The sequence below is a fragment of the Mucilaginibacter lutimaris genome, assembly GCF_042676625.1.
In the GTDB taxonomy this organism is placed as follows: domain Bacteria; phylum Bacteroidota; class Bacteroidia; order Sphingobacteriales; family Sphingobacteriaceae; genus Mucilaginibacter; species Mucilaginibacter lutimaris.
On the sequence record NZ_JBHTIA010000003.1, the window covers coordinates 457,687 to 484,510 of the forward strand.

General features: G+C 43.8%; 23 protein-coding genes. 16 read left to right on the forward strand and 7 right to left on the reverse strand.

Translation table 11 applies throughout. The features are described from left to right. Positions 1-23 precede the first annotated feature (23 nt). Positions 24-326: a hypothetical protein gene (locus ACFQZI_RS02870; protein WP_377138158.1), complete on the reverse strand. Its 303-nt coding sequence runs from the start codon at positions 324-326 to the stop codon at positions 24-26. A gap of 27 nt (positions 327-353) precedes the next feature. Between ACFQZI_RS02870 and ACFQZI_RS02875 the strand changes: the two genes are divergently transcribed. Continuing rightward, the gene (locus ACFQZI_RS02875; RefSeq protein ID WP_377138161.1) at positions 354-1,355 is read left to right on the forward strand and encodes a hypothetical protein; all 1,002 of its coding nucleotides are present in this window, start codon (positions 354-356) and stop codon (positions 1,353-1,355) included. 11 nt (positions 1,356-1,366) lie between these two features. Here ACFQZI_RS02875 and ACFQZI_RS02880 read toward each other — a convergent pair whose 3' ends face one another. After that, positions 1,367-2,164 carry a DoxX family protein gene (locus ACFQZI_RS02880; RefSeq protein WP_377138164.1) on the reverse strand — a complete coding sequence of 266 codons (798 nt, stop codon included), beginning with the start codon at positions 2,162-2,164 and terminating at the stop codon, positions 1,367-1,369. 74 nt (positions 2,165-2,238) lie between these two features. Continuing rightward, complete coding sequence (locus ACFQZI_RS02885) at positions 2,239-2,847, reverse strand: DUF1684 domain-containing protein (protein ID WP_377138166.1); 609 nt, start codon at positions 2,845-2,847, stop codon at positions 2,239-2,241. A gap of 180 nt (positions 2,848-3,027) precedes the next feature. Between ACFQZI_RS02885 and ACFQZI_RS02890 the strand changes: the two genes are divergently transcribed. From ACFQZI_RS02890 to nagB, 12 genes are all read left to right on the forward strand, one after another. Then, positions 3,028-4,065 carry a LacI family DNA-binding transcriptional regulator gene (locus ACFQZI_RS02890; RefSeq protein ID WP_377138168.1) on the forward strand — a complete coding sequence of 346 codons (1,038 nt, stop codon included), beginning with the start codon at positions 3,028-3,030 and terminating at the stop codon, positions 4,063-4,065. A gap of 264 nt (positions 4,066-4,329) precedes the next feature. Continuing rightward, complete coding sequence (locus tag ACFQZI_RS02895) at positions 4,330-7,338, forward strand: SusC/RagA family TonB-linked outer membrane protein (protein WP_377138171.1); 3,009 nt, start codon at positions 4,330-4,332, stop codon at positions 7,336-7,338. A gap of 28 nt (positions 7,339-7,366) precedes the next feature. Beyond that, complete coding sequence (locus ACFQZI_RS02900; protein WP_377138173.1) at positions 7,367-8,884, forward strand: RagB/SusD family nutrient uptake outer membrane protein; 1,518 nt, start codon at positions 7,367-7,369, stop codon at positions 8,882-8,884. Between the two features lie 32 nt (positions 8,885-8,916). Then, positions 8,917-9,783: a PKD domain-containing protein gene (locus tag ACFQZI_RS02905; protein ID WP_377138176.1), complete on the forward strand. Its 867-nt coding sequence runs from the start codon at positions 8,917-8,919 to the stop codon at positions 9,781-9,783. Positions 9,784-9,835: 52 nt separating this feature from the next. Then, on the forward strand, positions 9,836-10,960 hold the full coding sequence (locus tag ACFQZI_RS02910) for an acyltransferase family protein (protein WP_377138179.1): 1,125 nt from the start codon (positions 9,836-9,838) through the stop codon (positions 10,958-10,960). 24 nt (positions 10,961-10,984) lie between these two features. Beyond that, positions 10,985-12,532 (forward strand): DUF4832 domain-containing protein, encoded by a 1,548-nt coding sequence (locus tag ACFQZI_RS02915; RefSeq protein ID WP_377138181.1) that lies wholly within the window; start codon positions 10,985-10,987, stop codon positions 12,530-12,532. A gap of 14 nt (positions 12,533-12,546) precedes the next feature. Next, positions 12,547-14,151: a glycoside hydrolase family 31 protein gene (locus ACFQZI_RS02920; RefSeq protein ID WP_377138184.1), complete on the forward strand. Its 1,605-nt coding sequence runs from the start codon at positions 12,547-12,549 to the stop codon at positions 14,149-14,151. 21 nt (positions 14,152-14,172) lie between these two features. Continuing rightward, the gene (locus ACFQZI_RS02925; RefSeq protein ID WP_377138186.1) at positions 14,173-15,297 is read left to right on the forward strand and encodes a phosphotransferase enzyme family protein; all 1,125 of its coding nucleotides are present in this window, start codon (positions 14,173-14,175) and stop codon (positions 15,295-15,297) included. Next, the gene (locus tag ACFQZI_RS02930) at positions 15,297-15,956 is read left to right on the forward strand and encodes a carbohydrate-binding family 9-like protein (protein ID WP_377138189.1); all 660 of its coding nucleotides are present in this window, start codon (positions 15,297-15,299) and stop codon (positions 15,954-15,956) included. Before ACFQZI_RS02925 ends, ACFQZI_RS02930 begins: the two co-directional genes overlap by 1 nt. Before the next feature lie 23 nt (positions 15,957-15,979). Then, positions 15,980-17,275 carry a sugar MFS transporter gene (locus ACFQZI_RS02935; protein ID WP_377138192.1) on the forward strand — a complete coding sequence of 432 codons (1,296 nt, stop codon included), beginning with the start codon at positions 15,980-15,982 and terminating at the stop codon, positions 17,273-17,275. A gap of 26 nt (positions 17,276-17,301) precedes the next feature. Then, positions 17,302-18,651 (forward strand): Gfo/Idh/MocA family protein, encoded by a 1,350-nt coding sequence (locus tag ACFQZI_RS02940; RefSeq protein WP_377138194.1) that lies wholly within the window; start codon positions 17,302-17,304, stop codon positions 18,649-18,651. 111 nt (positions 18,652-18,762) lie between these two features. Then, a complete protein-coding gene (gene nagB, locus ACFQZI_RS02945; protein ID WP_377141726.1) occupies positions 18,763-20,685 on the forward strand; it encodes a glucosamine-6-phosphate deaminase in 1,923 nt (640 codons plus the stop codon). 54 nt (positions 20,686-20,739) lie between these two features. Here nagB and ACFQZI_RS02950 read toward each other — a convergent pair whose 3' ends face one another. After that, positions 20,740-21,639: a helix-turn-helix domain-containing protein gene (locus ACFQZI_RS02950; protein WP_377138196.1), complete on the reverse strand. Its 900-nt coding sequence runs from the start codon at positions 21,637-21,639 to the stop codon at positions 20,740-20,742. Between the two features lie 119 nt (positions 21,640-21,758). Further along, positions 21,759-22,313, reverse strand: coding sequence for a carboxymuconolactone decarboxylase family protein (locus ACFQZI_RS02955; protein ID WP_377138198.1), 555 nt, complete (start codon positions 22,311-22,313; stop codon positions 21,759-21,761). Between the two features lie 138 nt (positions 22,314-22,451). Between ACFQZI_RS02955 and ACFQZI_RS02960 the strand changes: the two genes are divergently transcribed. Next, complete coding sequence (locus ACFQZI_RS02960) at positions 22,452-23,303, forward strand: helix-turn-helix domain-containing protein (RefSeq protein ID WP_377138200.1); 852 nt, start codon at positions 22,452-22,454, stop codon at positions 23,301-23,303. A 75-nt stretch (positions 23,304-23,378) separates the two neighbouring features. After that, the gene (locus ACFQZI_RS02965; protein WP_377138202.1) at positions 23,379-24,095 is read left to right on the forward strand and encodes an SIP domain-containing protein; all 717 of its coding nucleotides are present in this window, start codon (positions 23,379-23,381) and stop codon (positions 24,093-24,095) included. Positions 24,096-24,098: 3 nt separating this feature from the next. Here ACFQZI_RS02965 and ACFQZI_RS02970 read toward each other — a convergent pair whose 3' ends face one another. After that, positions 24,099-24,563 (reverse strand): hypothetical protein, encoded by a 465-nt coding sequence (locus ACFQZI_RS02970; protein ID WP_377138203.1) that lies wholly within the window; start codon positions 24,561-24,563, stop codon positions 24,099-24,101. A gap of 85 nt (positions 24,564-24,648) precedes the next feature. Between ACFQZI_RS02970 and ACFQZI_RS02975 the strand changes: the two genes are divergently transcribed. Next, a complete protein-coding gene (locus tag ACFQZI_RS02975; protein ID WP_377138205.1) occupies positions 24,649-25,413 on the forward strand; it encodes a DUF72 domain-containing protein in 765 nt (254 codons plus the stop codon). Here the strand turns inward: ACFQZI_RS02975 and ACFQZI_RS02980 are convergent. Further along, the gene (locus tag ACFQZI_RS02980) at positions 25,410-26,696 is read right to left on the reverse strand and encodes a PAS domain S-box protein (RefSeq protein ID WP_377138208.1); all 1,287 of its coding nucleotides are present in this window, start codon (positions 26,694-26,696) and stop codon (positions 25,410-25,412) included. The two genes, ACFQZI_RS02975 and ACFQZI_RS02980, sit on opposite strands and share 4 nt — an antisense overlap. Between the last annotated feature and the right edge of the window lie 128 nt (positions 26,697-26,824).

A 26,824-nucleotide genomic window follows, 5' to 3' on the forward strand; every position in this document is an offset into this window, starting at 1 on the left:
CCCATCCCAACAAGATGGGCTTTTTACATCTCCTCACCTTTTATCAGTACAACAGATTCTATCGATTGCTCTTTTAAGTGCAGGAATTTCTTGCGTTCCTCATCCTTCATGAAATTCTGCAGGTCCTGCTCGGCAGGAAATTGCACCAGGTGTATCTCATAAGGATGTTTGGTATTGCTTTCAATAATGCTTTTTTCATCCGGGCGAACCCTTAGAAGCAGCGAGCCGTTATACTTGGCTATTAGGGGTATTGCCACCTCTTCAAATTGGTGAAACACAGTCTCCTGCCCCGGTTTAATATAAATGAGTTGGGTAATATATAACATGTTACTAAAATAGCAAAATCAAACAAAATGTTTATTTTTAGCTTATACCTCAAACCCGATACGGCTATGTTAAAACGTTTGTTATTAGCAGTTACTTTAACTACCATACTGTTTGTACAGGTACAAGCGCAAAAGGAGCGCCCTGATACAGTAAAGGCAGGGGTTTATATTACCAGCATACACGATATAAATTTTAAGGATAAAGAGTACACAGTTAACCTTTGGTTATGGCTAAAATATAAAAACAAAAAGTTTGACTTTTTGCATAACCTGGAGGTGCCGCAGGCCAAAACGGTTACGCAATCCTATTCTACCGTAGACTCCAGCGATAACAGGATCTACATTCTGATGAAGTTGCAATGTGTGATGAAAGATTCATGGGCGATAGATAATTTCCCGTTTGACAAGCAAAAGCTAAGGTTCTCTATCGAGAACTCGCAGTTCGATTCAAAGTCGTTAGTGTTTGCTGCCGATACGTTAGGAAAAGAATTTGACCCGAGGTTTACCCTGCGGGGGTGGCAGATAGACAGTCTCAATATTTCTACCGGTATTAAGCAATATGAAACCGCTTTTGGTGACGAGAGCATAGCCAAACCGCATACCGAATACAGCAACTTTAAAATGCGGCTTACCATTGCCCGTAACGCGATGGGCTTGTTCTGGAAGATGTTTTTAGGGATGTACGTAGCCTTTCTGATAGCATACATGTGTTTTTACATCCACACAGACAGTATCGATTCGAGGTTTGGTTTGAGCGTGGGCGCCTTATTCGCGGTAATTGGTAATAAGTACATTGTAGATTCGGCCTTGCCCGAGTCCACAACCTTCACCCTGGTAGATACCTTGCATGGATTAACGCTGCTGTTTATACTTTCGGTTATTATTGGTACAGCTTATTCTTTAAAACTGATAAAGAAGGATAAAATAGAAAAGGCCAAAAAGTTTGATTTTGTAGCCGCACAGGTTTTGTTAGGCTTGTACATTCTGTTAAACGCCTGGTTTATTTTTGAGGCTACAAGGGTTAGCTAACCATCTATAGGTTATTTCCTTCTGGCTTTTACTTTACTTGTAACAGGTATATTATTACGCTTGCTTACTGCCGCTAGTATGAACGCGCCGCAGCTAAAGGCGAGGGCTTCAAAAGCGCTTACTATTTCGTTACCATTCAGGTTGCGCGGGCTGGCCATGGCGCGGGGCAGGTGAAGCATTACAAACCAAATAAGAAGCATAATACCCAATAATTGCGCTGCCAATCGGCGTTTGATATTCAGGATTATACCAAGCCCTGCAGCAACAAGCGCAATGCCGGTAAGATAGGTCCAAAACAAGTGTCCGGGCAGGCCCCTGGGCACAAGGTTCTTTACAAAATCGGCATATATAAAATGCTCAGCCCCAAAAACAACCATGGTAGTGGCCAAAAAATATTTTCCGGCGGGTATCATTCCCTCAAAACCCGTGGTATATCCTCCCTGCGGTAACACCGAAGCAACTATTAACGAGCATCCGGCAAGCGCAAATATTTTTAGTGAATTAGCCCAGCTGCCCAAAAAATTTGGCGTGGTTAAAAACTGGTTGGGGATATGAAATATAATTAGCAGTAATAAAAACAATAAGCCCAAATAAATGGCTGCCGGGTGGGCCTTGCCATCAATAATTATAAAAGCCGCTATGGTTGCCAGTACCAGGCTGCCTATATAAACGGCTGGTTTTGATGCTGCAAGATCTGCCGGCCAGGGAACAATTACCGGCATAAATACCGAGAAAATAATTTGCTGCACAGCAATAGCAATAATAGCAAACGCAAATAGCACACGCCATATTTTAACTGGGTTTTGCATGGAAAAGGTTTATATAGTGGTTTAATTATGCAATTTACAAAAAAGCTAAACCATTCATAATTAAATGTTTCGCTTTATGGGCGATGCTTTTTCTCACCTGTAAAGTTTTTCTCGCCGGCTTCTATTTTTAGCTTTAAATTATTCTCTTCGGGGGGCATTGGACAATGGTAACCGTCACTGTATGCGCAATAAGGGTTGTAGGCTCTGTTAAAATCAATAATAACGTGCTCGTTTTTAATGTCGCCGGTTTTTAGGTCAATGTAACGGCCACCCCCGTAGGTTACAGTAGAGTTGGTTTCATCGGTAAAAGGCAGGAACAAATAATCTACTAAAGATGGTATATTACTGAACGACACATTCTTGTAAATATATAACCGGCAGGGTTTACCTTTTATTGTAAACTTAACCAGCGCGTATTTTACATATGACTGCCTGGCACCATCAAACGTAGGCATTTGGAATGCAGGCTGATCGCTTAGTAATTCGGCATCGGCATTTACCCGGTATGTACTATCGGCATCAAAAAATTGCAGATTGGGCAGGTCGGCTTCCTTTAGTGGCGAATGTTTATCAGTTATAAAATCCTTTTTATAGCTGTCGCGATGGGTGGCTATCTGCGCATTAAAATTTTGAGCAAAGCAGTTGGCGCTAATAAATATCAACAGGTAAAAAAGGTATTTCATGGTGTTTAAATGAGTTCCTAAATTATGGAATGAATGCCATTATAACAATTAAATAAGGCAGGGCCTTACTACCTAAAGCTATGCTATTATATGGCCGTTGTTGTTTTTTAGCAGATGCTAATTGTTAGCTTTACAATTAATATAGTACATTAGCTAATAAGTACTGCTCCGCAAGCAACCATGTCGAACAACAATAAGTTACCTACTATAAAAGAGATAGCCAAGCGGCTCAACGTATCAGCATCTACCGTTTCCCGGGCGTTGCACGATCACCCGAGTATTGGTTTGGTAACTACCATGAGGGTACACAAGGTGGCTAAAGAACTGGGGTACGAGGCCAATAAAATGGCCATTTACTTTAAAGAGCGTAAAACATATACCATAGGCGTAATCATCCCCGATCTTTCCGAACCGTTCTTTTCGGCAGCGCTAACGGGGGTAGAAGATGCCGCCGAAGCCAGCAACTATAACGTGATCATCGGGCAATCGCTTGATAATTTTGAGCGCGAGAAAAAAATAGTAGAGAACATGAAGGACCATCGTGTGGACGGCGTGCTGGTATCGCTCACCAAAGAAACATCCACCTACGAGCATTTCGACAGCCTGAAGAAATACAATATCCCCGTGGTGTTTTTCGACAGGGTGCCCAATCGTAAAGATATAAACTATGTAGCCTGCAACCTGGTATCAGGCATGCTGCAGGCCATAACCAAATTGGTTGGCATTGGGCATAGCCGTATAGGCTTAATTAACGGCCCTGCTAAACTGGCCGCAACACTGCAAAGGTTAGAGATCTATTTCAGGTGTTTAAAGGAAAACAACCTGCCGATGGATCAGGACATTATTGTATCTACTACGCTTGCCAAAGCCGATAATAAAAAAGCCATAAACAAGTTGCTTGGTTTGGAAGAGCCGCCTACCGCCGTGATTGTTTTTAATGACTATGTTTTGCTGGACTGTATAGCCGCCGTTAAAGCAGCAGGCTTGGTGGTAAATAAAGACATCAGCTTTATTAGTTTTGCCAATTTACCCATTTGGGAATATATGGATAGCGTACCATTAGGTTCGATAGAGCAATTTGCCAACAAGCAGTCATCCATGGCGGCGGAGTTCCTGTTCAAGATGATCAACAATGCCAATAAACCCAATTCGGCCGAGTTACCGCTGTTACAACATATTATCGATTCTGAGATGATAGATTACTCATTAGCCAAATAATTAATCTTTCTTTTATTGCTTATCCAATATTAATGGTGTTTAAGGCGCTAAACAGCCAATAATAATCTGCTAATCAGCGTATAAGTGCATTTTACGCAAACGGTTGCGTAAAATTGCGCAAACGGTTGCGTAACTCACGCAAACGGTTGCGTAAACGTGTTTATATTTTACCGCAATACCCCGGCCTTTCGTTAACAATAATTTTACATCACTTTTACAATAACCAACAAACTATGCTAAACTATTTAAACTAACTCACAAAATATGACCAGGAAAATTTTACTTATCTGTTCTTGCGCTATTATGTTTTGCCTGCAGGGTTTTTCGCAAACCTTACCGGTAACAGGGCGTGTAGTATCGGCGCTGGACAAGCAACCTATGGCGGGCGTAACAGTCTCGGTTAAAGGTACAACCAATGGCGCCATGACAAACGTTAACGGCGATTTCTCATTAAACGTGCCGGCCGGTAAAGCAACCTTAGTTGTACGTTTTGTAGGTTACCTGCCTAAAGAGGTAGCAGTAACCGGCGGCCAAACCGGCATCCAGGTGCAATTAGCCGAAGATGTGCAGCAGCTTAACGATGTTGTGGTAGTAGGTTACACCAGCAAAAAACAAAACGAGCTAACCAGTTCGGTTACGGTGGTATCGGCCAACAAACTTAAGGACGTTACCTCTAACGATGTTGGTACTATGCTGCAAGGTAAAGTGGCTGGCTTAAACGTGGTAAACAGCTCGGGAGCGCCGGGTTCGGTTGCCGAGATCAGGCTGCGTGGCGTATCGTCTGTTAACGCAAGCCAAAGCCCGCTTTTTGTAGTTGATGGTATTATAGGTGGTAACTATGACCCTAACGACGTGGAAAGCGTAACCGTATTGAAAGATGCAGGCGCTACCGCTTTATATGGTTCGCAGGCCAACGCGGGTGTTATCATCATTACTACCAAAAGCGCCAAACAAGGCGAAACCAGGTTTGAGGCCAAGATCTCGACAGGTTTCCGTACGGCCGATTTTGGTAAGCTGAACGTGATGAACAGCAACGAACTTTACGATTACCAGAAAGAATTTTACCGCGATTACATTGTAGGTGCTACCGACAACTCTTATAAAATAGACCTGACTAAGTTTTACGCAGAGCGCCCATTATCATTACGCAGCCAGGATTACAACTGGTCAAAAGAGTCGTTTAAAAAAGCCCCTATATATAACTTCTACCTGTCTGCCAGTGGCAAAACAGAAAAGAACGATTACTATGTAGGTGCCTCGTATTATAAAGAGAAAGGTACGTTTGTTAATACCAACTTTGAGCGCGTTAACTTACGTGGTAATTCCACCTACCATTTCTCTAAAAAACTTGATGTAACCAATAACATCAACCTAAGTGCATCGCAGGGCAAAAGCTACGATTATATGGACGTGTATTACTCGTTCCTGAACATGCCGTGGGATAACCCATACGATGCTGCCGGTAACCCCATTTATGTAGATGGTAACTCTACATTCAAATGGTGGTCCAGAGATAAAACCAACCCGCTTAACACAGTACAAAATTCGGATCACTCCTACAAAGGCTTTAACGTGAACTACGACCTGGGTATCAACTACCGTATTACCAACTGGTTAACATTTGCCAGTACGAACAGGATAGCCGCATCTTTTGACAAAGGTACCAACTATGTATCGCCGGTTGCCGCGGGTACTTACCACGGTACAGGTTATATAGATGAATTGAACACGCTTAACTACGGTATTATAAGCAACCAGTTGTTCAAATTTGATTTTAAACTTGGCGACCACGCCATTAACGGCTTTGTTGGCGGCGCGTTCGAAAGCAGCAAAAATGAATATTCGGGCGGATCCGGTAAAGGCTTGCCAGAAGGTTTAAAAGTGCTCAATGTAGTGTCAAACAATCAACTTGTAAGAGGTGCCAACAGCAAATACATACTGCAATCGTTAATATCTCAATTAAACTACAGCTACAAAGGCAAATATTTCTTATCGGGCTCGTTCAGGTATGATGGTTCATCAAACTTTGCACCAAGCAACAGGTATGGTGGTTTCCCATCAGTATCAGCAGCGTGGTTAGCAAGCAATGAAGATTTTTTAGCTGATAACAGTGTAATAAACAACCTGAAGTTACGCGGTAGCTATGGTATAACCGGTACGCAGGATATTGGCGCATCGCGTTATTTGGGCCTGTTCTCGTTAACAACACAATACAACTCATTAGTAGGCGCTGTGCCTTACCAGTTGGCAAGCCCTAATCTTACCTGGGAGAGCAAACGCCAGATAAATGCCGGTATCGATATCGGTTTGTTTAAACGTGTGAACTTAACCGTGGATATTTACCGCAACGATACCAAAGACCTGTTGCTACAGGTGTCTCAACCACTTTCGGTAGGGTTCGAGACCAAGTGGGAAAATGCCGGTACTGTAATTAACAAGGGTATTGAGGTAGGTATTAACTCAACCAACATTAAAACTAAAAACTTTGAGTGGACAACCGATTTCACCATCAACTTTAACAACAACAAACTTTCGGGCTTCCCGTCAGACATTATCAAGACCGGCTCATGGAGCATCTCGCAAATTTACCGCAATGGTGGTAACCTGTTTGAGTTTTACATGCCAAAATGGTTAGGTGTTGATGCGCAAACAGGCGCGCCGGTTTGGGAAAAAATCATCTACAATACCGAAGGCAAAGCTGTAGCCAGCGAAAAAACATCAGACTACGCGCAGGCTACCAACCAGGAAGTAGGTTCGGCGTTACCTAAATTCCAGGGTGGTTTTAATAATAGCCTTAGGTACAAAAACTTTAACTTACGTGTAAGCACTTACTTTAATTATGGTAATAAAGTGTTTAGCAATAACTTAAGGTTTATGATGAACGACGGCCACGAACCATATTACAACCAGATAAAATTACCTTCCGGTTCAAAAATATGGAGCGGCCCCGGCGATACACAAGCCACAGAGCCAAGCCCGCAAAACTCGGCCAACTCCACCGAAACATCAACACGTTACCTAAAAAACGGAAGCTACTTCGCCATCAGGAATATTGCGTTCTCGTACACTTTACCAACTGCATGGGCTAACAAAATTGCCATGAAAGGTATAAATGTTGGCGTAACTGCCGATAACGTTGCCACGTTCTCAAACTTCTTAGGTCAGGACCCGCAAACTACCATAACACCGGGCAGCTTTGCAACACCGGGCGTGTCCGACTTTAAATACCCTAACAACCGTCAGTATTTATTAACTGTAAATTTCAACTTTTAAGAAGGCCCGGGCCTATTAAATCAAGTATATGAAAAAGAAAATATTCACCATTATTACACTTGTGCTGGTTGCGGCAAGCAGCTGTAAAAACTTAAATGTTAACCCAAGTGATGCCATAAGCACCGGTACCCTGGTAACTACCAGCGATGGTTTAACCAATGCCCTTAACGGAGCTTACGCCTTGTTTAAAGACCACATTGAGTTTAACGGTACCATAGACCAAAATAACATGTACCTGCGCCAGTTTTATCACCTGAGTGATTTTGCCAGCGATGATATTGTTTGCGGCCAGGTAACCACCGACCCATTGTACTATAGCTTTAGCCTGGGCCATTCGCCGGCACAGGGTAATACCCGTTATTACTGGTATGTATCATACAAAATAATTACCGGTGTTAATACGGTTATCGACGCGGTTGAAAAATCGGGCAAAACAGATGCTGCCACCAACCAGCTATTAGGCGAGTGTTACTTTTTACGTGCATTCTGCCACTTTAACCTGGTTAGGTTATTTGCTAAACCCTACTCGGTTGATGCTAACTCACCGGGTATCATCCTGCGTACTAACCTTACAGATGATTCTAAGAAAGCAAGATCTACCGTTAAAGAAGTTTACGACTCCGTGATTGCCGATGCTGAAAAAGCTGCCGGTTTAATGACCAAGCCACGCGGTGTGCAATATGCATCACAAGAGGCAGCCAATGCTTTGTTGGCACGTGTTAATCTTTATAAAGAAGATAACACAAAAGCTATAGAGTATGCTAACAAAGTAATTAACTCAGGCAAATTTACGCTGGCTACTAAGGCTGCTTACCCAACACTGTTTGCCAACGCAGTGGCCAGCAGCGAAACTATTTTCTGCTTCGCGTTTACACAGGTTGATGATTATGGCAAATTCGGTTCCATAGCATCTATGATCTACTCAGACGGTAACTCGGGCTGGGGTGAGGAGTACGCGTCGTCATCATTACGTGGTGCTATGTCGGCACACCCCGAGGATGTTCGCTGGTCGTACATTGTGCCGGCAAAAGATGCCAACGGTAACGTGCAGAAAAAGAATGGTATCGAAATGTACTACATCAGCAAATTTTCTTTCCAGGATGGCAGGCCAAATTTAAGCTCGCCAATAATGTTCAGGATAGCCGAGCAGTACCTGATCCGTGCCGAAGCAGAAGCTAAAACCGGCGCTACCGCCGCAGCGCTTGATGATGTTGATGAGATTCGTAAGAACCGTGGACTGGAAGGTTCCCTATACAATAAAGTTTTACCCGCTGGTAAAACCGCTTTAGACGTGGTGTTGGACGAGAAACGCATAGAGATGGCATTTGAAGGCCACCGTACCTATGATGTTTTCCGCAACAAACGCACGCTTAATAAAGCATACTGGGGCTATCACCTGGCAGGTTTAAAAGAAACGGATATCGATCTGTCGAAAACACCGGCCGGTTACCCTAACCTAACCGTGCCTTACACCAGCCCGCGGACCATTTATTACATCCCTATTGATGAGGTGTTAAGTAACCCTTTAGCAACCCAAAACCCATAATTTAATTATCACATAGTAACATATAAATTGATATGAAAAATTTTAAAGCTTACATGTTCGTGCTGTCGGTAGCCGTGGCAAGTTCGGTATTCAGCTCTTGTAAAAAGGATAGTTACACACCTCAAACCGATCTGCTTTACGATGTAGAGGTTGACGGCGCTACAGCAACCTTCTCGGTAAAAACAGAAGGCGTTACTGACTTAAAATGGGATTTTGGCGACGGTACCTCATCTACAGATGCCAAGCCGACACATACCTATCCGGGCAAGGGTAAATATGTGCCAACGCTTACCGCATCGGTAAACGGAAAGGCTGCCGAAGCATCTACCGTGCTGCGTATCGCTAAAACATCGCCGGTAAAAATTAACGATAACTCGTTAACCGATTGGGCTGCAGTTACCAAAGATGTAGTTACCCTGGGTGCCAAAAAAGGCATCTTTAGAAATGTTAAATATGATTACGACGGTAACTATGTTTACATGTATGCCGAAATGACCGGCAAAAAAGCCGACGGTGTGATCTTCGATTTTTACATGGACACAGATAACAACCCTTCTACAGGGTTGTCTACAGGGACCTTTACCGAAGGTGGGTATGATGTATTGCTGGAAGGCCAGTTGCTTACAGCAGGCGTAGATATATTTTACCACAACAGCACAAACCAGGCAGATTTTTCTTTCGCACAGCAGTCAATTGCTGATGCTTATCAGGTAGGCACTGTTCAGGAAGAAGGCGGCGTTGTGAAATTTGAGATGCGTATTGCGCGTGGTAAGCTTAAAGGGTTAACGGGCTCAGGCCTGCGTATAGCCTTACAGGCCACAAAAAGCGATTGGTCGGTAACATTGGGCAGCGCGCCCGATGACGGTGGCCCAAGCTTTTTCTTAGACATGAGCGAATAAGGTTAATTGGTTAGTTGAGGCTGTAAATAAAGAATATACATCAGAGCGTTTTATGGTAAAGAATTTGAATGCTGATCAATTGGCTAACGGGCGCTTAGTGTCGTTAGATGTGATGCGCGGCATGATCATGATACTGCTTTGCGGCGAAAGTTGCAGGCTTTACGAAGCTATCAGGCATATCGATCCGGCGCAGCCTATGGGCGGGTTGATCAATCAGTTCTTTCACCATCCGTGGCACGGGCTGCGTTTCTGGGATTTAGTGCAGCCCGCGTTTATGTTCATGGCAGGCGCCGCGATGTATATTTCTTACAGCCGTAAACTGGCAAAAGGCGAAACCTGGGGGCATAATCTTAAACATGTGCTCAGCCGTAGCCTAAAACTTTTTATATGTGGCGTTGCCCTGCATTGCTTTTACGCAGGCAAACCTGTTTGGGAACTTTGGAACGTACTAACCCAATTATCGTTTACTACCATTGTAGCTTATTTAATAATTGATAAGGGGTACACTTGGCAGTTGGTGTTTACCATAGGGCTGCTCATTCTCACCGAGGTTTTATACCGCAGCATATTGATGCCTGGTTTCGACCAGCCATTCGTTGAGGGTAAAAACTTTGGGGCCTATGCAGACACCCTGCTTATGGGTAAAATAAACAGCGATGGCTGGGTGACCATTAATTGCATCCCAACCGCGGCACATACTATCTGGGGTGTACTGGCAGGCAAGCTGCTTATCTCTAACAAAACCACCGGTTACAAAATAAAGGCTTTGGTAATTGCAGGCTTTGTCGCGTTAGCTATTGGCTTCGGGTTAGATTGGGCAGGCATTACGCCTATCATCAAACGCATCAGCACAAGTTCGTTCGCTTTTGCATCGGTAGGGTGGGTGTTGCTGATACTGGCCGTGGTTTATTGGCTGGTTGATGTAAAACGGAACATTAAATATGTCTGGATTTTTACGGTAGTGGGCATGAATGCCATATTCATTTACCTGTTCTTCGAAACCGTAGGGGCGCAATGGGTGAATGACAAAGTAGCCGTTTTTACCGGCGATATGCTCCACTTGTTTTTAAATGTGCCAGTAAGCGTTGCAGCAGTAGCATCAGCCATATCGGCGCTGGTATTGGAATGGGGCTTATGTTACTGGCTTTATAAACGAAATATCTTTTTTAAACTATAAATCTCCTACCAACAATCACAAATCATGATCAAAAGACTTACAGGCTATGCCCTGGGCATATGTTTAGCAGCGGTACTGCTTTCGTCATCGTGTAAAGATAAAGAGGCCAACCTGGTAAAGGTTGAAAAAGTAAATGTTACTTATACCGAAAGCGCCGAGGATTTCCCGAACCCCGAGCGTGGTTTTTACCGCTACTCTGAGGTTCACTCAAGTAACTATACCGTATTAAGCGCTGATGAATTAAAAGGTTACCGTTCACCGCAGTCGATACAATCTGCCAATTACCAGGTAGCAAGCACACTGGTTTTCAGATACTATATTTTAGATGATGTAGTTAACCAGGCTATTTCGGCATCGTTCTTAACTAACCTTAAGAAAGACTTTGACGCGGCACGGACCGCCGGGGTTAAGCTTATTCCGCGTTTTGTTTATACTGCTACCGCTAAGCCGGGTAACTGCCCCGAAGGGTTTATTTGTCCGCTTTATGGTGATGCGCCAAAAGCTATTATCCTTAATCATATTTCGCAATTAAAACCTGTTTTGCATGATAATGCCGATGTTATTGCCTGTGTGCAATTAGGCTTTATTGGTACCTGGGGAGAGCAATATTATAGCGACTTTTTTGGGGATGCCTCACCAAACGCAGCGCAGGGTAAACTGCTTGACCAAAACTGGAAAGACAGGATAGAGGTAATAAAAGCGTTGCTTGATGCCGTACCTGCCGACAGGATGATACAACTGCGTTACCCGCAATTAAAGCAACGTTACATTTATGGTGTTAATGCCCCGCTTAGCTCTGCTCCTTTAACGGAAAGTGGTGCTTTTACCGAAACTGATATTGCCCGTTTAGGCTTCCATAACGATTGCTTTATGGCCAGTGCGGATGATTTTGGTACTTATACCGATTACGGTAACAGTTCGAGCCCGCGTGCCTCTGACGGCGCCGTGCTGAATACTTTGAAAGATTATTTTAAAGCCGACAGCAAATTTGTAGTAGTAGGCGGCGAAACCTGCTCTGATGGCTACAGCCCAACCAATGATTGTGAGCCGGGGGGTAAGATCCAGGCGGAATTTGCGGCCTTACATTACAGCTTTATAAACGCTCACTACAATACCGAGGTTAATAACGATTGGCAGGATGGCGGCTGTATGGATAACATTAAACGCAACCTGGGTTACCGTTTTGTATTGCAAAGCGCGTCACTACCAGACAATGTTGTTAAAGGCACCGACCTTAACATTGTGTTAAATATTAAAAACGCCGGCTATGCATCGCCATACAATAAACGTACGGCTAAATTGGTGCTGCGTAATACCAAAACCAATGAGGTAAAGTCGTTTGACCTTGCTACCGATGTAAGAAGATGGTACAGCGGTGTAAATACGGTTACAGAGGCCGTAAAGATTCCTTCTGATTTCCCTGCCGGCGATTACGAATTATTATTGAATCTGCCAGATGCTTATGCAAGCATAGCTGCCAGGCCCGAGTTTAGCATTCGCTTAGCTAATAATGGCACCTGGGAAGCTGCCACAGGTTACAATAAGTTAAACCACACCATAAAAGTTAACTAATATCCCGCTAATAAATGATAAAGGCCTTTAAAATATGTTTGTTTGCCGTGATGCTTTGTACCGCCGGTAAAGGGTTATACGCGCAAACAAGCATAGCTATTAAAGATGGTGAAAAATGGTTTGGCGGCGCTACCAACGAGGCACACCTTGCACCGTTTAAAGATGGTTACAGCTACGATATGTATGCCGATACCAAAGGTAACCAGGCCGCTCCGTTGCTTGTATCTACCAAAGGGAGGTTCGTTTGGAGCGAAGAGCCTTTTAAGTTTGCTATAGCAAATAATAAGCTGCTCATCAGCAATGCGAAAGGCCCTTTAACCATTGATTCGGCAGGAAAGAATTTGCGCGAGGCATTTAGTAATGCGTCAAAAGGTTTCTTCCCGGCTAAGGGTAAACTGCCTGATACATTGCTGTTCAGCAAGCCGCAGTATAACACCTGGATAGAACTGGTTTATAACCAAAACCAAAAGGATATTTTAAAATATGCCCGTTCAATAATTGATAATGGTTTTCCTCCCGGAGTGATCATGATAGATGATAACTGGGCCGATTACTACGGCAGGTTCGATTTCCGGGCGGATAGGTTTACTAACGCCGCGGCTATGGTTGATACGCTGCATAGCATGGGCTTTAAAGTAATGCTGTGGATAAGTCCGTTTGTATCGCCGGATACCGAAGTTGCCAGGGAGTTACTCGCTAAAAAGCTATTACTTACAGCCTATAAGGTAAAAACGGGTAACCCGGAAAAGGATGCCGACGAGCCGGCTATAATCTCCTGGTGGAACGGTTACAGTGCCGTGCTGGATTTTACCAACCCCGATGCTATAAAATGGTTTAAAAGCCGCTTAGATCACATGGTGAATACTTACCATTTGGATGGTTTTAAGTTTGATGCCGGCGACGCTGATTTTTATCCTGCTAACGTAGGCTCGTTTAAAAAAGTAACCCCTAATGAGCATAGCAGGCTTTGGGGAGAGTTGGGCTTGTACTACCCATTAAACGAGTACAGAGCCATGTGGAAAATGGGTGGCGAACCATTGGTACAGCGCCTGCGCGATAAAAAGCATAACTGGGATGATCTGCAAAAACTGATCCCTGATCTGACTACCGCCGGCCTCTTGGGCTACCAGTTTACCTGTCCCGATATGATAGGCGGCGGAGAATATGGATCGTTCATAGGTAGAGATAAGCTTGATGAGGCATTGGTGGTACGTTCGGCGCAATGCTCGGCGCTGATGCCCATGATGCAGTTTTCGGTAGCGCCGTGGAGGGTGTTATCAAAACAAAACCTTGCAGCGGTAAAAAAGGCTGTGGAGGTTAGGGCCAAATACACACCATATATTATGCAGCTGGTACAAAAAGCCGCACAAACCGGCGAGCCTATTGCCCGCAGTATGGAGTACGAATACCCAAACCAGGGTTTTGCTGATGTGCAGGGCCAGTTTATGCTTGGTAATAAATATCTGGTGGCGCCAATGGTAGCCAGCGGGACTAAAAAAACAATATACCTGCCAAAAGGAAAATGGAAAAGTGATTTGGGCAAAACCGTTAAAGGGCCCGCGAAGATAGAGATGGATGTAGCGGCCGACAGGCTGCCGGTGTTTGAATTGATTAAGTAGAAAATTTATAAATAAAGAATAGTGCAAAGTTCTAAAAACATAGCTGAGGTTGTATCGCATTTTAAATGTGCGGCAGATGTGGGCTCGCAAAAAGCTTATGGGTCGGGGCATATTAATGATACGTTCAAGTTAAAGAATGTGTCGCCCGGTGGCGCCGACTACTTGTTACAGCGTATAAATCATAAGATATTTACCAATGTAGAGAAGCTTACCGATAACATGCGCAAAGTAACCGAGCATCTTAAAAGTAAGATTAATGCCCTTGGATATGGCGACCCCATGAAAGAGGTGATGACCCTGATACCAACAACCAACGGCAGCTTTTTTTATAAAGACAGCGATGGCGACTACTGGCGTATGTTTTATTTTTTAGGCGATACCAAAAGCTATGATGTGGTTGAAACGCAAAAGCAGGCTTACGAAGGTGGTAAGGCTTTTGGCAAGTTTCAATACATGTTATCAGATATCCCGGCAGGCGAGATATATGAAGTGATCCCCGATTTTCATAACATACAAAAACGTTTGCAGCATTTAGATGAGGCAATTGCTAAAGATACCCATGGCCGTGTAGCATCTGTTACCCCCGAACTGGAGATTGTAAAGCACTATGCCGAAGCAATGCAATATTTTCAGCAGCCCGGGCAGGTTGCCGCTTTACCTAAACGCGTTATACATAACGATACCAAGTTTAATAATGTGTTACTGGATAGTAATGACGAAGCGCAATGTGTGATAGACCTGGAAACCGTGATGGATGGTTATGTGGCATATGATTTCGGCGACGCTATTCGCACCATCATTAACACTACTACCGAGGACGAGGCCGATCTGAGCAAAATTCAATTGAATATGCCATTGTTTGATGCTTATGTAAAAGGCTACCTGAAAGAAGCTTCGAAGTTTTTGACCGATGCCGAGGTAAATTCACTAATGAAGGGCGCTTTACTATTGCCATACATGCAAGCCGTACGCTTTTTAACAGATCATATTAATGGCGATACCTATTTCAAAATAAAGTTTGAGGGGCATAACCTGCAACGTGCAAGGGCGCAGTTCCAACTGCTGAAAATGCTTGATGCACACGCCGGGCAAATGCACCAAACCATATTAACAGAAATGGAAAGCTATAAAACCGCGCAATACTAATGGATGTGGCTATATCGGTAAATATCCCGTATCTTAATGGCTTTGATGACCTGCGTTCGGTAGAGGACATATCAAAGGTTTTAGATACCCACGAACGCAGGCCTATCAGGTACGCGCCATGGTCGGCAGGCGAAAAGCAGCCTGAGGCATCATTCGCGCTGGCTTACGATAACGACGAGATCTATCTGAAATATTACGTAAATGAGCATACTTTAAAGGCCGAATACAGTAAATTTAACGACCCGGTGTTTGAGGATAGCTGTGTGGAGTTCTTCATAGCGTTTGATGACGACATGAGCTATTATAACCTGGAGTTTAACTGTATGGGCACCAGCAGGGCGCAATACGGGCAGCATAAAAACGGGCGTACATTTATACCTGTAAACTTGCTGAAAACCATACGGCACCAAACGCTGGTTAAAAGCACCGTAGTAGGTAGTATACAGTGGGAGCTTACTTTATGCATCCCCAAAAAGATATTCATGTTTCATCCGGCGCTGTCGTTTGAGCAGAGTAAGGCAAAGGTTAACCTTTTTAAATGCGGCGACGGCCTGCCCCAACCGCACTTTTTATGCTGGAACAAAATAGAGGCTCAAAAACCCGAGTTTCATTTGAGCAGGTTTTTTAAAGAAATAACTTTTAGCAGAAAAGCATCTTAATATTAACATTCAAAACACAGTATATGGTAGATACAGCAGTAGCAGCAAGCAACAAAAAAGCAACCCTTAGTCCCATTTTTATTATTGGGATGTTGTTCTTCATCTTTGGGTTTATCACCTGGTTAAACTCGGTTTTGATCCCTTACCTGAAACTGGCCTGCGAGCTTACCACTGTTGAAGCATATTTAGTTACCACCGCGTTTTACATATCCTACTTTGTGCTGGCTATCCCATCTGCCTGGATACTTAAGGTTACAGGCTTTAAAAAGGGTATGTCGGTAGGGCTTGCTATTATAGCGGTTGGTGCATTGATATTTATCCCAGCGGCGTTAACCCGTTATTACGGGTTATTCTTGTTAGGATTGTTTATACAAGGCTCGGGCCTTGCTTTATTGCAAACCGCATCTAACCCATACATCACCATTTTGGGCCCGCCCGAGAGCGCTGCAAAACGCATTAGCATTATGGGTGTTAGCAACAAAATTGCGGGCGCTCTGGCTCCGATAGTATTAGGTGCCATTACCCTAAAAAGTGCCGACGGTTTTAAAGAACGTTTAGCTACCATGGCCGCTGATGTGAAGATCGCACAGCTGAATGAACTGGCATCACGCGTTATTCTTCCATATATCATCATTGTTATTGTGCTGTTGGTATTGGCTGTAATCATTTATTACTCCAGCCTGCCCGAGATTGATACCGACCAGGAAGATGAGACTACTGCCATGAACAATAGCGGTAAAACAAGCATTACCCAATTTCCGCATTTGTTGTTAGGGGTGCTAACCCTGTTCTTTTATGTAGGGGCAGAGGTTATTGCCGGCGATACCATTATTAATTACGGCAGCACACAAGGCATAGCTTTAGGCACTGCTAAGTATTTTACCACGGCCACTTTGATCTTTATGCTGGTGGGTTATGGGGTGGGCATCCTTTGCATCCCCAAATACTTAAGCCAGGAAAAAGCCATGAAACTTTCTGCAGGATTGGGTTTGATACTTTCCGCAGTAGCGATACTTACAACCGGTTATGTTTCGGTGGCGGCAATTGCATTGTTAGGGTTGGCAAATTCGCTGGTTTGGCCTGCCATTTGGCCTATGGCTTTATCGGGCCTTGGTAGGTTTACCAAAATTGGGTCATCACTATTAATTATGGGTATAGCAGGAGGCGCTATTGTACCACTGGCTTATGGTACGCTGGCACAAGCCCTAAACCCAAGCTATGGTTACATTATATTAATACCCGCGTATTTTATTATACTTTATTATGCTGTTAGCGGGCATAAAGTGGGTAAAGCCAAAATTCAAAAAGTACAACTATAATCATCAATAAATAAAAACTAAAAATTATGAATCGCAGACAATTTGTTACAAACAGTGCCGTAGGTTTGGCAGGTTTAACAATTTTGCCTTCAGGGTTATTATTCGCAAAAAATGCAGATAAGGTAAGGTTGGGTTATATAGGTGTAGGCTTACGTGGCCGTAACCATATAGGTGAGGGGCTGCTTCGCGATGACGTGGAGATAGTAGCCATTTGCGATATACAGGAAAGCTCGCTGAAATATTGCCGCGCGCAATTTGTAAAAGCCAAAAAGAAACTCCCTGCCGAGTACACCGGCGGCCTTGATGCCTATAAAAAAATGTTAGATCGTAAAGATATTGACGGTGTTATAATTGCTACACCATGGCAGTTCCACAAAGAGCAATCTATTGCTGCTATGCGTGCAGGCAAATATGTTGGCTGCGAGGTTATTGCCGGTATTACCGAGAAAGACCACTGGGACATCCTGAAAGTTTATGACGAAACCAAAGTGCCATACATGACGCTGGAGAACGTTTGCTACCGCCGTGATGTTATGGCTGCCCTGAACATGGTACGCCAAAATATATTTGGCGAGCTTATTCATTTAGAAGGTGGCTACCAACATGATCTGCGTGGCGTATTGTTTAACGATGGTAAAAGCTTTAGTGGCAAAGGTGCTGAGTTTGGCCCGCAAACCGTGGGCGAAGCCCAGTGGCGTACCCAGTGGAATATTGACCGCGATGGGGATATTTACCCTACCCACGGCGCAGGCCCGGTAATGAATTATATTGATATTAATCGTGGCAACCGCTTCACCAACCTGGTATCGTTCTCTTCAAAATCTCTTGGTTTAAACAAATATATTGATAAGCTATCTCCGGGTAATAAAAACTCTAAGATCAAATTTAAAAATGGTGACGTTACAACTACCATGATCAATTGTGCCAATGGCGAAACCGTAATGTTAAGTCATGATACTCACTTGCCAAGGCCATATTCATTGGGCTTTAGGGTGCAGGGTACCGAGGGTATTTGGATGGACGTAGCAGAGTCTGTTTACATTGAGGGTAAATCAAAAAGCTACGACCAGTGGGATAAAGCCAGCGAGTGGTTTGAAAAATATGACCACCCGCTTTGGAAAAAATTTGAAAAATATGCCGAAGGCGCAGGCCACGGCGGTATGGATTGGTTCGTTTTTAACGGTTTTGTTGAAGCTGTAAAGCAAAAGAAACAAACTCCTATAGATGTGTACGACTCGTTAACCATGAGCGTAATAACACCGCTTTCCGAAAAATCGCTTAAAGAAGGTAACGCCCCGCAGGCATTCCCCGATTTTACAAAAGGCAAATGGAAAGAGCGCAAGAATACCTTCGCGCTTGATGACAGCGGCTTTTAACTAAAAGCCTAACAAACATAAATAGCACTAACCGACGGGCCTGCTGAAAAGCAGGCTTCCGCGCGGTAATGGAATTGCTATGCCTAAATCATAAATAAAAATACCCCCGATATTATGCTACTTAATTTATTAGAAGAAACCCGTTACGAGAAGGTTCCCGTTAAAATTTACAACACCGATAGTGAGGCGAGCCTTGACGTTGCCAAGCGCATTGCCACCATTATTAAACAAAAACAAGCCGAAGACAAAACCGCTGTATTAGGTTTGGCAACAGGTGTATCGCCTATAAAAGTTTATAAGGAGCTTATAAGGCTGCATAAAGAAGAGGGCCTGAGCTTTAAAAACGTGGTAACCTTTAACCTGGACGAATATTACCCAATACAGCCCAACTCGGCGCAGAGCTATGTGCGCTTTATGAAAGAGCAGTTGTTTGACCATATTGATATTGATATGGCTAACGTAAACATCCCCGATGGTACACTTGCAGAACAGGATATAGCCGCATTTTGTATGGCATACGAGCAAAAGATAAACAGCTATGGCGGCATAGATGTACAAATATTGGGTATTGGCCGTACCGGGCACATTGGTTTTAATGAGCCGGGCTCCGCACCAAACTCAGGCACCCGTTTGGTTACCCTGAATGACCTTACCCGCCGCGATGCATCTAAAGATTTTGGTGGTAAAGAGAATGTACCTACCAAAGCCATCACCATGGGGGTAGGCACTATTTTTAAAGCCCGCGAAATTATCCTGATGGCATGGAATGGTAAGAAGGCTTCCATCATTAAAAAAGCTATTGAGGGTGTTATATCGCCGGATATCCCCGCCACTTACCTGCAAAATTCAGATAATGTAGAGTTTGTGATAGATCGTGATGCATCTGTAGAACTCACCCGATTTAATACCCCATGGCTGGTAAAGGATTGTGTTTGGGACGATATGCTGATTAAGAAAGCGGTAACATGGCTGGCCAAAACGCTAAATAAGCCCATACTTAAACTTACCGAGAGCGATTATAACAATAACGGTATGGCGCAGCTGGCAACCCAGTTTGGGCCGGTATACAACATTAATATCAGCATATTTAATAATATACAGCATACGATTACCGGGTGGCCGGGTGGTAAGTTTAACGCCGATGACAGTCAGCGCCCCGAGCGTGCTAACCCGCAGGTGAAGCGTTCTATTGTATTCTCGCCGCATCCGGATGATGATGTGATCTCGATGGGTGGTACATTCATCCGCCTGGCCGACCAGGGGCACGAAGTACATGTAGCATACCAAACATCGGGTAACACCGCCGTTTGGGATGATGAGATGTTGCGTTATGTAGAGTTTGCAATGGATTTTGCCCGGTCGCAATCGCAGGATGCCACTTATCTCGAGGGCTTGTACAAAAGCATGACCGCCTTCCTGAAAACCAAAGCGCCAAACCAAAGCGATACCGAAGCTATCCGCACCGTTAAAGGATTAATACGCAAGGGAGAGGCCATCGCGGGGGCCAGGCTTGCAGGTTTGAAAGATCAGCGCATCCACTTTATGGACCTGCCGTTTTACGACCGCAGCAAAACAGAGAAGAACGTATCTTTTGAGGATGATATACAGCAAACGATGCAGCTTTTGCAGGAAATAAAGCCTCACCAGATCTTCGCGGCCGGCGACTTTGCCGACCCGCACGGCACGCATAAAGTATGTTTCGAAATTATGCTGGAAGCTTTTAACAGGCTTCGCCAGATAGAACATTGGACAAAAGACTGCTGGATCTGGCTTTACCGTGGTGCATGGCACGAGTTTGAAATTCATGAGATAGAGATGGCTGTGCCGCTATCGCCGCAGGAGGTTTTGCGTAAACGTTTGGCCATCTTTAAACATCAATCCCAAAAGGATATCCCGGTTTTCCCCGGTGATGATGCACGCGAGTTTTGGGTAAGGGCCGAGGACCGCACCCAGGAAACCGCCCGCCTCTACAACCAGCTTGGCCTTGCCGAATACGAAGCCATCGAGGCCTTTGTTCGCTGGAAGTTTGATTGAGAGTTTCTTTATATCCTACACCTGGAAACGGGCTGCCGAAAAGGTGGCCCGTTTTTAATTTATCATCAGTTTGCCGTTTACCACAGCTTTGGCAAAGCCCACCTTATCGCGGTACATTTGCGGCGATACATCCGCGTTAGTTTTAAAAAACCTGCTGAAATAATATTCGTCCTCGTAGCCCAGGCTGTAAGCAATTTCTTTAATGGGCCTGTTGGTAAGGTAAAGTTCGCGCTTGGCTTCAATTACGATCCGCTCGGCTATTAAGTTGCTTATGGTTTTGTTAAAGTGTGTTTTGGTGATGCGGGCTAAAGCCTTTGCAGAGATATTGAGCATATCGGCATACTCACTTGGGGAGTGTTTGGTCTTGAAGTTGAGCTCGATAGATTCCTTCAGGTTTTGCAAAATAGAAACTTTAGTATCTGTTTCCTGGCTGTGCAGTTCTTGTTGTGCCGCCTTTAACCGCGACGCGGTGATCAGGAATATTTTAAGGTAAGATATCAGGATCTCGTATTGTGCCATGGCCTCATTTTCCATTTCAGCTTTGATCTGGCCAAGCAACAAATCCAGTATAACGGCCGTATTACTGTCAATATTTACAAATGGCGGGCTATAAATGTTATTGAACAATACACCGCTGCACGAAATTTCTTTATCGTGCTTATGGATGCAAAAGAAATCGGGGTGAAACTCGATACATACGCCACTTAGCGGCTTGCTTTCGGTAAGCATAAAGGGCTGGTACGGGGTAAAAGCAAGCAGGTCGTTATCCTTAAAATCATGTTCAGAGAAATCGGACCGTAATTTGCCGGCGCCCTGCTTAACCCATATTACCGAGTAATAATTATTACGGCGCAGGTAATTAAACTGGCTGTTATAATCAAATGTAAACCATCTGAAAAGGAAGTGCCCGTTCGCGGGATCTATAAGGGTTAGTATGTTATTATTATCGGGCATCCGGTTAAAATAAGGTAAGGCTTTCCATAAATATATGCTTAAATAAAGGTAAACAATACAGCAAAAGCCGAAGCATCATTGTTCGACTTTTACTGTTAGCTGATATTTTAGCCGCGCTATTAGGCCTCAACACCATCTAATGCTTTAGCCGCAGGGAAGTCAATTTCGGTGTCGGCAGTGTTGTTAAAGTAATTGGTAAGGATGTTTAAGGCCACGTGGCCCACAATCTCGCCAACTTCACCATCAGTATAGCCGGCAGCTTTGACGGTATCAACATCAGCGCTGCTAACCAGGCCTTGTTTGTTAACCAATGCGGTAGCAAATTTTAAAGCGGCATCGGTTTTAGCATCCGCCGCGTTTGCATTGCGTGCGTTCTGCAAAGTAGCGGCGTCAATATGCGCTAATTTTTCGCCTATGTATGAATGTGCTGATACACAGTAATCACAGCTATTTTTCTGTCCTACTGCAAGTGCTAATAATTCGCCGGTTTTTGCACCCAGTGTGCCATGAGACAATGCACCACTCAGGTTAAGATAACCCTCTAACAGGGCAGGTGAATTTCCCATTGTGCGCATCATATTAGGTATTACACCAAGTTTGCCTTTTATAGCGGTAAATAATTCTTTTGTTTTGCCTGTTGCTTCGTCAGGATTTAAAGCTTTTAAACGTGCCATTGTGTTATGTTTTTAGTTTGTCGTTATTGACATTACAAATGTGCAAACAACTACCGCCCTGCACCATGGAAGATGTTCGCCAACAGATGGACAATTTTCCCAACGGTATTTATTTATCGCTTACATTTGCTACTGCAGATGAAAGACATCCCCGTACATCAGTTAAAAAAGCGCAGCGCCCTTGGCCTTGAAATATGGCATTACAGTATTGATGAGATGCGTATGGAAGAGAGTATTATGGAGGCTCACCGGGATGACCATTACATTTTTTTTGTGGTTGAAAGTGGCAGCTCAGCCATGATGATCGATTTTATCGAAGTTAGTTTTTCTGCCAACTCGCTTTATTATGTTTTGCCGGGGCAGGTGCATCATGGTATAAGCAAAAAGCACGCAGGTGGCTGGTTCCTGGCGGTTGATGCCATGTTGGTCCCGCCCGATTACCGCAAAGTATTTGAAGGGCAACTTGCGGTTCAAAAACCCTACACATTAAATGAGGGGCAAATGAAGCAATGCCGCGGGTTATTGGTTTTGCTTCAACAACGCTTTGATGAACATGAAAGCAGCACATTCAACACATCCATCGTACTTTCGCTATTGCAATCTTTTATAGGCATAGCGGCGGGTTGTTATGCCGAGAGCAATTGCCACTCCCTAAAAGTTTCGCGGCCTGTAGAATTATCCCAGCAGTTTAAAGCTTTGCTGATAGAAAATTACGTAACCATTAAAAGCCCCTCGGCATATGCGGAGATGTTGAACGTATCTCAAACTTACCTCAACGAGGCACTCAAGAAAACCACCGGGTTCTCGGTAAGTTACTGGATCCAGAACGAGATCATGCTGGAAGCCAAGCGCCTTTTATACTATGGCGGTAAAAATGTAAAGCAGATAGCCCATACCCTTGGTTACGAAGACCATGCCTATTTCTCTCGTCTTTTCAAAAAATCGGAAGGTGTAACGCCGCTTTCATTTCGCGCAGAATACCGTAAATAGTCCAATGAATACCGCAGGTATGCCATTGATGTAAGCTGATTTGCGATGTTTCTTTGTAGTGTCAATTTATCTCACATGGAAACATCCACTTTAAGCAAATTAAAAAGAAAGGCAGGCCAGCTGTTTGAGGCGCGCTTGCTGCAAACAGGTACTGTACTTGAGGTGCGCCCCTGGAACCCCTCGACCCTGATAGAAATAGACCTGCACTTGCCCCTTGCAGATATGAGCAATTGGGAGCATGTACCTTACATTAAATTCAGGGTAGATGATTTTACCTTCCGCGATTACACCCCATCCGGTTGGGACGCTGAAACGCATACCTGCACCATTTATATTGATGCCGTGCACAACGGCCCCGGCAGCAAGTGGGCACGGCATTTAAAAAAGGGCGATACTATAAGTTATATTAAGAAAATAGGCTTCACACACCACCAGCCCGATAAAACTTCGGCCGTAATTGCCCTGGGCGATGAAAGCAGCATGGGGCATTTACTGGCCCTGCAAAAAATGGTGCTGCCGCATACCCGCTTTTCGGGCGGGGTAGTAATTGGCAATGAAGAGCACCGCAAGTTATTTAACGAGTATTTTTGGACGCCTATTGAGCCCGTTGCCCGCAAAGATGTTTACGGCCACAACAGCCTCATGGAATGGGTACTTAACCAGCATTACAGTTTAGAGAATACTATATTTTACCTGGCAGGGAACAATACAATGGTAGCCCAGCTGCGTAAATTGCTAAAGCAGCAGGGCTATCCATCGGCACAAATAAAAGTGCAGGGGTTTTGGTCGTAAGCTTTACTTCTGCTTAACGTAAGTCTCGATGATCTCGTGGTTGATGTTAAGGCTGTCGATCTTCTCAATGCCTTTTTGTATCAGCGTATCGCCTTTAAATTGAACGGTGAAATCAAAGCTGCGGCCTTCCCATTCGCGGGCGTTTAAGTAGGCCAGGTGCTCGGTGTATTTATCGCCTTTAAAATCGTAGGTGCCGCCACCCGCGGTATAGGTAGCATCCTTGCCCTTGCCTTTGCTTAGATCGTGGCGCATAAAGGCGAAGTGGGTAGCGTTTAGTACTTTAAGCATTTCCTGGTTTGGCACGGGGTAATCTTTAACGGTATCGCCTTTGGTTACCGTTACAGCGGCTACAAGTTTCCAGGTGCCAACTATTGGCGAGGCTTTGTCGTCGTTAACGTTTGTAGCAGGTTTTGATGTGCAAGATGCAAGGGCAAGTGCCGAAATAATAAACAGGCCTGTAAGTTTCATGTGAGATATGTTATGAGGTTTATTGGGTTAATTAATTGCTAAGATAAGCGCAACAATAGTAAATACAAGTGTGTTAAGTTATTGCATGCATCATACTAAGCAAAATTTTTACTCGGGAGCCAGCGGGCTGGTGTTGCCAGTGCCCAATAAATCCCTTTATCCCCCGCACTTTCAGGATAAATCGCGGTTAACTTATTACGGGTCGCTTTTTAACAGTATCGAGATCAATAGCTCTTTTTATAAACTACCCCAAGCATCTACCGTAAAAAAATGGACCAACGAGGTGCCCGATAATTTTAGGTTCACCTATAAACTTTGGCGCGACATTACCCATAACAAGCAGTTACTTTTTAAGCCCGAGGATGTTGATCGCTTTATGCAGGTAATAGATGCCGCGGGCAACAAAAAGGGCAGCCTGCTCATTCAGTTCCCGGGCAGTAATGATGTAAGCAATATAAGGCAATTAGAGAAACTGCTGGTTAATATCCGGGATACAGGCTTATCTGCCGGGTGGGACATCGTCATAGAGTTTCGCAACCGCAGCTGGTACAAGGATGAGGTGTATGAGATGCTTGATAACTATACCTGTGGGATGGTTATACAAGATATGCCAAAATCGTTAACGCCTATGGTAGATATGGCAACCGAATTTGTTTACCTGCGTTTTCACGGCCCAAATGGGGGCTACCGTGGCAGTTACACCGATGCTTTTTTGTATGAATATGCTCAGTATATACATGAATGGCTTGGCGGCGGAAAAAGGGTTTACGCCTATTTTAATAACACAATGGGCGATGCCATTAACAATTTAATTACGCTGAATGAATTTGTAGAGGAGTTTGCCGGTTAATTATGGTTTACGGGGTCAACGCCTTCTGTTTTATTAACAATTGCCCTTATCACCTCATCTAATTCTCTAGCCGATGTGTCTAAGTATGCTATGATCTCAGTCTCCGATTGTTTATCGGTGCTTGTTTTTAACATATTAACCAAGCCTAAAATACGGCTTAACGGAGCCCTTACAATATGCGATTGCAGGTAGGCAATTTCGCGCAATTGTTCGTTTTGTTTTTCAATAGCTTGTGTGTATTGTATTTGCTGTGTTATATCTGTGGATATCACTAACCGTTCCGTTTTGCCCCGATAAACAATATCGCTGCATCTTACCTGGGCGTAAAACGGTTTACCATTTTTCCCCATATGTCTAACCGTAGAAACAGCCGCACCATTATTGTTATTATTGATCTTGTCCAGTGTATCCAGCAGGCTTTCAATATCTTCTTTGGGCCTGATATCTTTAATGGTCATCAACTTAAATTGGGCGCGGGTATAACCATACTTTCTGATCGCGGCCCCGTTTACCTGTAAAAACCGAAGCGTTTCCGAATCAAATATCCACATAGGCGACGGGTTCCTGAAAAATAAGCTTTTATAATGCCCTACAGATTCTATAAGTTGGGCATTGAGTAAATTCTTATTATTTACTTCATGCTGCAAATGCATGCGCAAATTGGCTTGCTGCGAAATGGTTTTTTCGATCCCGGTAATAATATGGCGTATTATCACAACTATTGCCATGTTTAAAAACAAGAAGTTGGATGAATAAAATATCCAGAAATCAACAGGGTATTTATTGATGAGCTGCGAGTTAAACAGTTGGAAATGTATTATCAAACCAAGCACCGTGTAAATACAAATGTTGGCTATTACTGATGTGATGATTACCGCCGATGAAAAAAGCAGCGAAATAAAAACGCTTAATGCCAGCAAGTAAATAGCGCCAATTTCAAACGAACCCAATAATACCGTTTTAATTACAGCAAGCAGGTAAAGCATTAAAACCACGTATGCCTTTTGATACGATAGTTTAATTCTGCTGATCAACGCAACGGTTGGGATGCTTAATAAAATGAAACAATCAAACAGGGGTAGAAAAGTACGCCCGTTGTTAAATAAAATAATAACACTTGGTAACAAAGCCAGCAGGCTTAAAGGTGTTGCATAGAGGATTATCTTTATAAATATCTTTGCACGCCAGTTACTTGCATCCTCTGTTTTATTGAATTTTTTGGTTAAAATATTTTTAAAAATAAGCTTGTAAACCTTCCAAATTCTTGTAAGCTGTAATGGCATAGTTTAAAGGTTAATACTTATTAGCTAGGCTAATATAGTGTTATAAATAATAAATTTTCATTAAAATCAATTTAAATAACCTCTTGGTTGATAGCTGGCTTGCGCATAATACTACTGTAATGACAATA

Bases quoted from the DNA above. Each gene is read 5' to 3' on its own strand.
- ACFQZI_RS02870 (WP_377138158.1), bottom strand. From the start codon at position 326: ATGTTATATATTACCCAACTCATTTATATTAAACCGGGGCAGGAGACT.
- ACFQZI_RS02875 (WP_377138161.1), top strand. From the start codon at position 354: ATGTTTATTTTTAGCTTATACCTCAAACCCGATACGGCTATGTTAAAA.
- ACFQZI_RS02880 (WP_377138164.1), bottom strand. From the start codon at position 2,164: ATGCAAAACCCAGTTAAAATATGGCGTGTGCTATTTGCGTTTGCTATT.
- ACFQZI_RS02885 (WP_377138166.1), bottom strand. From the start codon at position 2,847: ATGAAATACCTTTTTTACCTGTTGATATTTATTAGCGCCAACTGCTTT.
- ACFQZI_RS02890 (WP_377138168.1), top strand. From the start codon at position 3,028: ATGTCGAACAACAATAAGTTACCTACTATAAAAGAGATAGCCAAGCGG.
- ACFQZI_RS02895 (WP_377138171.1), top strand. From the start codon at position 4,330: ATGACCAGGAAAATTTTACTTATCTGTTCTTGCGCTATTATGTTTTGC.
- ACFQZI_RS02900 (WP_377138173.1), top strand. From the start codon at position 7,367: ATGAAAAAGAAAATATTCACCATTATTACACTTGTGCTGGTTGCGGCA.
- ACFQZI_RS02905 (WP_377138176.1), top strand. From the start codon at position 8,917: ATGAAAAATTTTAAAGCTTACATGTTCGTGCTGTCGGTAGCCGTGGCA.
- ACFQZI_RS02910 (WP_377138179.1), top strand. From the start codon at position 9,836: ATGGTAAAGAATTTGAATGCTGATCAATTGGCTAACGGGCGCTTAGTG.
- ACFQZI_RS02915 (WP_377138181.1), top strand. From the start codon at position 10,985: ATGATCAAAAGACTTACAGGCTATGCCCTGGGCATATGTTTAGCAGCG.
- ACFQZI_RS02920 (WP_377138184.1), top strand. From the start codon at position 12,547: ATGATAAAGGCCTTTAAAATATGTTTGTTTGCCGTGATGCTTTGTACC.
- ACFQZI_RS02930 (WP_377138189.1), top strand. From the start codon at position 15,297: ATGGATGTGGCTATATCGGTAAATATCCCGTATCTTAATGGCTTTGAT.
- ACFQZI_RS02935 (WP_377138192.1), top strand. From the start codon at position 15,980: ATGGTAGATACAGCAGTAGCAGCAAGCAACAAAAAAGCAACCCTTAGT.
- ACFQZI_RS02940 (WP_377138194.1), top strand. From the start codon at position 17,302: ATGAATCGCAGACAATTTGTTACAAACAGTGCCGTAGGTTTGGCAGGT.
- ACFQZI_RS02950 (WP_377138196.1), bottom strand. From the start codon at position 21,639: ATGCCCGATAATAATAACATACTAACCCTTATAGATCCCGCGAACGGG.
- ACFQZI_RS02955 (WP_377138198.1), bottom strand. From the start codon at position 22,313: ATGGCACGTTTAAAAGCTTTAAATCCTGACGAAGCAACAGGCAAAACA.
- ACFQZI_RS02960 (WP_377138200.1), top strand. From the start codon at position 22,452: ATGAAAGACATCCCCGTACATCAGTTAAAAAAGCGCAGCGCCCTTGGC.
- ACFQZI_RS02965 (WP_377138202.1), top strand. From the start codon at position 23,379: ATGGAAACATCCACTTTAAGCAAATTAAAAAGAAAGGCAGGCCAGCTG.
- ACFQZI_RS02970 (WP_377138203.1), bottom strand. From the start codon at position 24,563: ATGAAACTTACAGGCCTGTTTATTATTTCGGCACTTGCCCTTGCATCT.
- ACFQZI_RS02975 (WP_377138205.1), top strand. From the start codon at position 24,649: ATGCATCATACTAAGCAAAATTTTTACTCGGGAGCCAGCGGGCTGGTG.
- ACFQZI_RS02980 (WP_377138208.1), bottom strand. From the start codon at position 26,696: ATGCCATTACAGCTTACAAGAATTTGGAAGGTTTACAAGCTTATTTTT.